Genomic DNA, 7773 nt, shown 5'->3' with positions numbered 1-7773 from the left:
CCCGTCTCCTGCTCCGCCGGCTGGTCACAATATGAAAAGACTGTCTGAGACAGTCTTTTCATTTCCAAAACGGGCTCTAGGCCCTGCGGCCCCCGATCATGGATTCCACCGGACACTGCTACTGCCCTCAACCAGCCCCCGGGGCAGGACCTCAAATTCCTTCTCGAGGCGCCGCTGGAAGGCCTCGAAATCTTGAGGCGCCAGCTGCTCTTCCAAGATCGTGGCAAGGCGGCGGACCATCAGAGTAAAGACGTCCAGCTGACGGGCCGCGTGGTTCTTGATGCGCGTCTCTGCACGCACCTTGCTGAGCACGATGATGCGGGCATGTCGCTGCTCCAGCTGAGAGGTGTAACCCACGAGCTGTGAGAGCAGCAGGCGGACTTCTGTAATGCTCGCCAGAAGCTCAGCAGGTGCTGCAGCCCCGCAGCCGGGAGACTCTGACGACGCTGAGGCGCGGGCCTGCAACAGACTCAACAGGTTCGTCACCGGCTCCTCCAGTTGACTGAGGGAAGGGCTTCGCTCCCTCAACTCCGCCAGGTAGGCCCGCAAGTACAGCATGTCCTCATCCGTGCAGTCGAGGTCCACCTGCCGCGCTCGGAAATCCTCAACGAGCTGATCGACCCGCACCTGAGGCCGGCGGCTGTACAGCCCGGACTCGAGCGGACGGCCGGGAGGCCGTAGCACACGCTTCCCAGCACGGCGCGCCGCGTCATGTGCCATTAGGTCGCGCTGTCTTGCTGTGACGCCACCATGTGAGCGGCACACGTACTTGCCAGCCAAGGTCTCACTGGACGCGAACTGTCCACAGTACGCACATCGCCAGGCCCAGCCATGGGCGGTGCGCCTGAGGAAGGAGGACCGCTGCTCAATATCTTCAGCGGTCACCGACGGCAGCAGGGAGCGTTTTGGTCTGGCCACAGTGCTCAGCCTGAACCGGCGCGCGGGGGGACAAGTGACAATGCCCAGGCGGGCCAAGGGGGACAAGTCATGGGGTTTGCACATCAGATTCCAAGCGCTCTCCCACCCTGAGGAGACGAACAGGCGTGGGGAACTCACGCGCCCCGGCTTGGTGTTGGCAAGCTGACGCGGGCCATCCCCACAGGCGTGGGGAACTCTGACTCCGGCGGAAGCCGAAGCATTTAAAGCGCGGGCCATCCCCACAGGCGTGGGGAACTCGTGCGGGGGCGGCTCGGCGTCCTGATTGGCGGCGGGCCATCCCCACAGGCGTGGGGAACTCATGTTGCCCAGGTCATCTACGCCGGGGCGGGGCGGGCCATCCCCACAGGCGTGGGGAACTCGTGGACGAGGCCGCGCCGCTGTTCGACCACGACGGGCCATCCCCACAGGCGTGGGGAACTCGCCAGGGCGGGCGGCGTCAGGGTCCGCAGGGCCGGGCCATCCCCACAGGCGTGGGGAACTCCTGGAAACCGACCGCACGCTGACGAGCACCGGCGGGCCATCCCCACAGGCGTGGGGAACTCCAGCTGGGACAACCATGTGCTGGGGGCCACCCGCGGGCCATCCCCACAGGCGTGGGGAACTCATCACTGTCCCCGCGGGGTGACAAGATCCAGAAGGGCCATCCCCACAGGCGTGGGGAACTCGGCGTGACGTGCCGCGAATGGATCACCGGCCACGGGCCATCCCCACAGGCGTGGGGAACTCCGGTAGGTTTCCTCAATGTCGTTGTTGGCGTCCGGGCCATCCCCACAGGCGTGGGGAACTCCTCCACCAGACCGTCGGCAAACGAGTGGATGTCGGGCCATCCCCACAGGCGTGGGGAACTCGGCGCAGGACTGAGCGACGGCGTGAGCGTGCGCGGGCCATCCCCACAGGCGTGGGGAACTCTATCTCCGCGCCGGACTGGCACACGCGGCGGGCGGGCCATCCCCACAGGCGTGGGGAACTCCACAGCAACCTCCCATTCCATTCGTGCGGCAACGGGCCATCCCCACAGGCGTGGGGAACTCGATCATGTCAGCGCGGGCCAGATTCAATTCGGCGGGCCATCCCCACAGGCGTGGGGAACTCAGCTCGATCATGACGCGGGCACCCTCAACGAACGGGCCATCCCCACAGGCGTGGGGAACTCCCACACGTGAGGAAATTAAATTAGCGCTGCAACGGGCCATCCCCACAGGCGTGGGGAACTCTCGTTGGCCACCCAGCGCCGGGAGACCCGGCCCGGGCCATCCCCACAGGCGTGGGGAACTCCCGCCGGTGGGCAGCGGGAAGTCGATGCGCGCCGGGCCATCCCCACAGGCGTGGGGAACTCCCGGCCCCCACATGCTGTTCTGCGGCGTATGCCGGGCCATCCCCACAGGCGTGGGGAACTCTCCGCGCCGCACGCCTCGCAGGCCAGGGAGCGCGGGCCATCCCCACAGGCGTGGGGAACTCTGGTGGGCGTGCTGCTCCAGGATGGGGGTGGGGGGGCCATCCCCACAGGCGTGGGGAACTCGGTCGGTCGGTCGGTCGGTTATTCGTCGGTGTCGGGCCATCCCCACAGGCGTGGGGAACTCCCACACGTCGGGGTTCATCAGGTCGGCCTCTGCGGGCCATCCCCACAGGCGTGGGGAACTCGCAGCGTCCCGGCCGTGCTCTGAATGGCCCACGGGCCATCCCCACAGGCGTGGGGAACTCTACAACCCACTGCCGCAGAACAACAACGACCGCGGGCCATCCCCACAGGCGTGGGGAACTCTCGTCGGCCAGCGTGATCAGGTTCTTGAAGGTCGGGCCATCCCCACAGGCGTGGGGAACTCTCGTTGGCCACCCAGCGCCGGGAGACCCGGCCCGGGCCATCCCCACAGGCGTGGGGAACTCGGTGAGGGGGTCGGGGGTCGGGGCTAGTGTCGCGGGCCATCCCCACAGGCGTGGGGAACTCGGCACGGTCCTGACCGTGAACGCCGGCGGCGACGGGCCATCCCCACAGGCGTGGGGAACTCCCCTCGTACACCCCTCCCACTGGTTCCCCCGGCGGGCCATCCCCACAGGCGTGGGGAACTCCTGAGGAACTCGATACCAGCAACGCGCCCCGGCGGGCCATCCCCACAGGCGTGGGGAACTCTCGTTCTCGTACAGTTTCCCCCCCCCTTACCGCGGGCCATCCCCACAGGCGTGGGGAACTCCGGATGGTGCGTGACGCCTTCAGCGGGGAGGACGGGCCATCCCCACAGGCGTGGGGAACTCCCGAACACGATGCCGCGCTCCTGGCACGCGCCCGGGCCATCCCCACAGGCGTGGGGAACTCTCTAGAGACACCGGCCTGACCATCGGCACGGCCGGGCCATCCCCACAGGCGTGGGGAACTCGCCTGCTCGATGATGTGGTCCGGATCGGTGGCCGGGCCATCCCCACAGGCGTGGGGAACTCGAAACGGCCGCGCTGGGGGCCGACTTTGACGGCGGGCCATCCCCACAGGCGTGGGGAACTCCCGCGCCCGCTGAAGGCCCGTCTACAGCGCACCGGGCCATCCCCACAGGCGTGGGGAACTCACTGGCGGCCCGAACCATGACGCGCATGTCAGCGGGCCATCCCCACAGGCGTGGGGAACTCTACATGAGCAGCTCATCCCACATCCGGTTCACCGGGCCATCCCCACAGGCGTGGGGAACTCGGCCACGGCCAGCCGCGCCCCGGCGCTGACCGCGGGCCATCCCCACAGGCGTGGGGAACTCCCGGGGGCGCGGGCAGCGACTACGACGCCCGCCGGGCCATCCCCACAGGCGTGGGGAACTCACTTCAGAAGCACGTGCCTTTCAGGTCTCAACCCACCTGTAGGTATCTATTGACACCTCGGACTCAGCTTACATTTTCATGCGGCTCGGGCAGATGCTCGAGATCATTCTATGCGTTCGTAGGTCAGGCCGAGTTCGGGGTCAAGGGTCACGCGGGTCCTGCCGATCGCGGTCTGATTTCCGGTCAGGATGAGGGGTTCGGCGTCGCGCAGGAGTGGGTGGGCGGCCCAGCCGGTGTGTTCCGTGCCCCGGCGGGTGGGATGGTCGCGGTAGTGCCGGATGAGGTCGTGGCGGGACACCTGGAGGCTGCGGCGATAGATGGCGCGGGCAGTGTCCCAGTCGTTTTTCTGGAGGGTAGTGATCTGCGCGGCGGTCTGGCCTTTGGGATCAAGGTAGTCAGCGCCATTCCGGTGAATGGGAACGATGCGGAGACTGTCGTCGCCGAGGCGGGTACCGAAGTGGGGGGTTTCGGCGGCAAGGTCATCAGTGGTGGCGTTCGTATCGTCGTGGGCAGGTTCGCCGTCGGGTTCGCCGAGGCTGGGTTGGGGGAGGAGGTCGAGGAAGGTGTCAGGTTGCCCGATGTGCGCCTGCCCCCCCAGGGATGTCTGATTTCTGCGCTGCTGCTTCAGGTGGTGATCGGCCTTGCGGAGAGTGGCCTGCTGATGCTCGTCCAGACCTTCCAGGGTAGGAGTGCCGGGGTCGTACACGCGCTGTACGAGAGGATCGAGGTCGTCCGGGAGGGTGAGGTGGATGCGGCCCTGCAGGGCGTGCCAGGTGCGGTACATCAGGGCGGGGGCATACACGTACTTCCAGTGGTGTTCGTTCAGGGCCTCCTTGGGCCAGTCGTGCAGGCCTGCCACGAACAGGGTGGGGGTCTCGTGAGCGCTGCGCCGTCCGCTGTTGCCCTCGTGGCGGTGGAGGCGTCCGGCGCGCTGAAGGAGCAGGTCGATGGGGGCGAGGTCGGTGATCATGACGTCGGTATCGAAGTCGAGGCTCTGCTCGGCGACCTGCGTCGCGATCAGGATGAACCGTTCGGGGCGGACGTCGGCGGTGTGGGACTCGCCGTTTCTGGGATACGTGGCGGGTTGCTTGCCGAGGTACCGCAGGACGCGTTCCTCCCGCTCGGCGCGGTCGTCAGCGGGGTAACGGGCGTGGTAGAGGTGCACGCCGATCCTTTCTGGGTGCCTGCTGCCCTTGCACATGCTCTGGAAGCGGGGGCCGAGCTGTTCGCGGACGGCCTTGAAGATGTCCTGGGCGCGCTGGACGGTGTTCACGATGACGGTCACAGTGCCGCCCGCTTCGGCGAGCGTGACGGCCTGCGCGGCTAGGGCAGCGGGGGCCGGGTCGGTGCCACGCAGGGTGACGGTCTGGGTGCGGCGCGGTCCGGGGATGTGGCGTGAGGTGGGGGCGGGGTCGCCGGTGCGGGCGACGGTCAGGCGAGGGTAGCCGGGGGCCGGGTCGGGCGTGACGTTCCAGGTGTTCAGGAGGTCCTGCCGGGTCTGGTTGGGGAGGGTGGCGCTCATGATGATCACGCTGGAGTTCAGGGCATGCATCCAGCGCACCAGCGCGTGGATGAGCTGGGTGGTGTACGTGTCGTATGCGTGGACCTCGTCGAGGACGATGACGCGGTTCCCGAGGCCCCACAGGCGCACGAACTGGTGATTCACGTTCAGGACGCCCAGCAGCGCTTGGTCGACGGTGCCGACGCCGTACTCGCTGAGGAGGGCGCGTTTGCGGTGACTGAACCACTCACCGGCACGCACGGTGTCCGATGCGTCCCTGTCAGTGTTGGGGTTCAGGTGGAGGGTCTGCTGCTGCGCGCTGCGGGTGCGGACCAGATCGTGCTGATAAATGTCGTTCAGGGCGGACCCGCCGTGCAGGAGTTGCAGGTCCACGGTGACTGGGGCCTGGCCGGGGCGCCGGGCGGCCTGGTGTCCTAGGAAGGCGCGCAGGCGGGCGTACATGGCGTTCCCGGTAGCCTGGGTGGGCAGCGCGACGTACAGGCCGCGGTACCCGGCGGCGTTCTGGAGTTGCAGGTGCGCGTATAGGGCTGCCTCGGTCTTGCCTTCACCCATGGGGGCCTCGACGAGGATCAGGGCGGGGCGGGTATCCGGGGTGTTTAGGAGGTCGGCCAGCAGAGTCTGAAGGGGCCGGGCACTGAATCCTGGGATGAAGTTGAAGGTCTCGTCCAGAGGGGCGAGATCGGGGGCGAGGGGTTCACGTGTGGTCCAGCCGATGCGGTCCAACTCGGCGCGGGCCTGAGCAACCGCGCGGGACAGGTACGCGGTTGGGTCAGTGAAGGGGAGTGGGCAGGGGTCGCCGTTTAGCGGGAAGGAACTCCCGACCCAGTCAGCGAAGCTGGTCAGTCCGGCCAGTCGCATGAACGCGCCCCCGGCAAACGTGATCTCGGGGGGCGCCGGGGCGTCCTGCAACCCGAAGGCGGTCAGGACCAGCGTCACGAGTTCGTTCTGAACGGCCTGCCATTCGGGCCCCGTGCCGCGGTCGGGGGCACGGGGCGTGTCCTGCCGCTGGCCGTGGTGGCAGCCGATGGCCTGCGCGGCGCGGCGTGCGACAGCAGAGTTCCAGCCGCGTGCTTCGAGCAGAGGCGGCAGGACTTTCTGCGTGACCAGACCATGCGGGGTGTTCTCGGCGTGATTCTGCCAGGGCAGCACCTTCCAGACGCGCTCAGCCAGCACTTCGGCTTTGTGCTGGAAGGCGGGGCTGGCTTTACCAAGGTCGTGCAGGGCGGCCAGGGCGCAGGTCCAGCGCACGGCGAGGTCCGTGTCAGGGACCCCCAGGTCCCCGGCCAGCAGGTTGCGGGTGGAGACAGGTTCGCGTTCCAGGATGGCGGCCGCGCACGCGCCGACGTCCAACAGGTGGTGCAGAACCGGTAGCCAGCCCTCCCCTTTCGATCTCTGGCCGCTCTTGGCCCACAGGACCTGAACAGCGGCACTGGGCGTGTGCGGGGTTGTGTGCGGTGGGGTCATGACCGGAGCGTACGACCTGAGTCGGGAAGCCGGGACCGCAGGTGAGGACGCATGAATCGGCTGTGAACCGGGCGTCACGTTTGGACGCGAGCGGACCTCAAGCTGCGCACATCACCGAACGGAATCGTCCCAGCGGGCGTTTCCCCGGAAGTGATCGTCCGCGGAGCCGGACGCCGTAGCTGCGCGCCCTTCGCCCGCCTCCCCACATCTAAACGCCCAACACGCGTGGCCCCCATCACCTGGGGGCCTGGGGGAGCCCTTGTCTCGCGTTCGCCCTGACCGGGCGGCGCTCCAGGTGACCTCCGTGAACAACTTCCGCTCTGTCCGCCGCTCCCCGGTGCTCACCGTGCTCGTGGCCGCCGTGCTGCCCGCCCTGCTACCCGCCCTGCTGTTCGACGTGTCCTCTGCCCTGCAGTCGGGGCTCGCGCAACCGTCCGCCGTCCTAGCCGGTGACGACACGAAAACCGGTGGCGGCCCCGGCTGATCCCCACCCGGTTGCACCCTTGGGTTAGCCGTGCCGTGGCCTGCGCGCTAGGCTGGCGTCCGTCCTGGCCTTCGCGGAAGAAGGCCGTTTCGACGACGCGATCCTGACCACCGAAAGGGCACTGAACGAGGGTCAGAACGCCGCTGACCTGCTGGAACTCCTGCAGCGCGTGGAGAACAGCGCCCCGGCCGTGCTGCCGCGCAGTCTGGAACTGGCCACGCTGGCCGCCCTGATGCTCGCCGGCGGCGACCTCACCACCGACGAGCTGATCGAAGTGATCCGGGACGGAAAACCACGTGAGATGCGAGCGGCCGCGCAGCGTGTGTCCCGCGTCGTCCGGCAGTTGCGGGTCGCGCTCGGCTGGGACGGCAGCGTCCTCTCCCTCGGAGGGGCATACCTGTTGGACCCGGCGGTCAACTGGAGCAGCAACGTACACGCTGCGCTGCACGGGCATGCACAGGTGACCGCATTTCTGAGTGGCATCAGCTGGCGGCCTGACAGATTTTATGAGATTGGACGGAAAACGAGTTGCCAGCCGACCTCAAGGGTGGTTTGAGGAGGGGCG

General features: G+C 67.8%; 4 protein-coding genes and 1 CRISPR repeat array. Of the genes, 2 read left to right on the top strand and 2 right to left on the bottom strand.

Annotated elements, in window-relative coordinates:
* Positions 1-96: 96 nt before the first annotated feature.
* Entirely contained in the window at positions 97-684 is a 588-nt protein-coding gene (locus IEY21_RS16375; RefSeq protein ID WP_188905411.1) for a hypothetical protein, read from the bottom strand.
* Between the two features lie 402 nt (positions 685-1086).
* Positions 1087-3738: a CRISPR direct-repeat array (repeat unit 29 nt; unit sequence CGGGCCATCCCCACAGGCGTGGGGAACTC).
* A gap of 103 nt (positions 3739-3841) precedes the next feature.
* Positions 3842-6724 carry a CRISPR-associated helicase Cas3' gene (gene cas3, locus IEY21_RS16370; protein WP_188905410.1) on the bottom strand — a complete coding sequence of 961 codons (2883 nt, stop codon included), beginning with the start codon at positions 6722-6724 and terminating at the stop codon, positions 3842-3844.
* A 259-nt stretch (positions 6725-6983) separates the two neighbouring features.
* On the opposite strand from cas3, the gene IEY21_RS16365 reads away from it, so the two are divergent.
* Positions 6984-7208 (top strand): hypothetical protein, encoded by a 225-nt coding sequence (locus IEY21_RS16365; protein ID WP_188905409.1) that lies wholly within the window; start codon positions 6984-6986, stop codon positions 7206-7208.
* A 169-nt stretch (positions 7209-7377) separates the two neighbouring features.
* Positions 7378-7764: a hypothetical protein gene (locus IEY21_RS16360; RefSeq protein ID WP_188905408.1), complete on the top strand. Its 387-nt coding sequence runs from the start codon at positions 7378-7380 to the stop codon at positions 7762-7764.
* The last annotated feature ends 9 nt before the right edge of the window (positions 7765-7773 follow it).

The sequence above is a fragment of the Deinococcus aerophilus genome, from assembly GCF_014647075.1.
GTDB classification, from domain to species: Bacteria; Deinococcota; Deinococci; order Deinococcales; family Deinococcaceae; genus Deinococcus; species Deinococcus aerophilus.
This window is presented reverse-complemented; position numbering and strand designations above follow the sequence as displayed.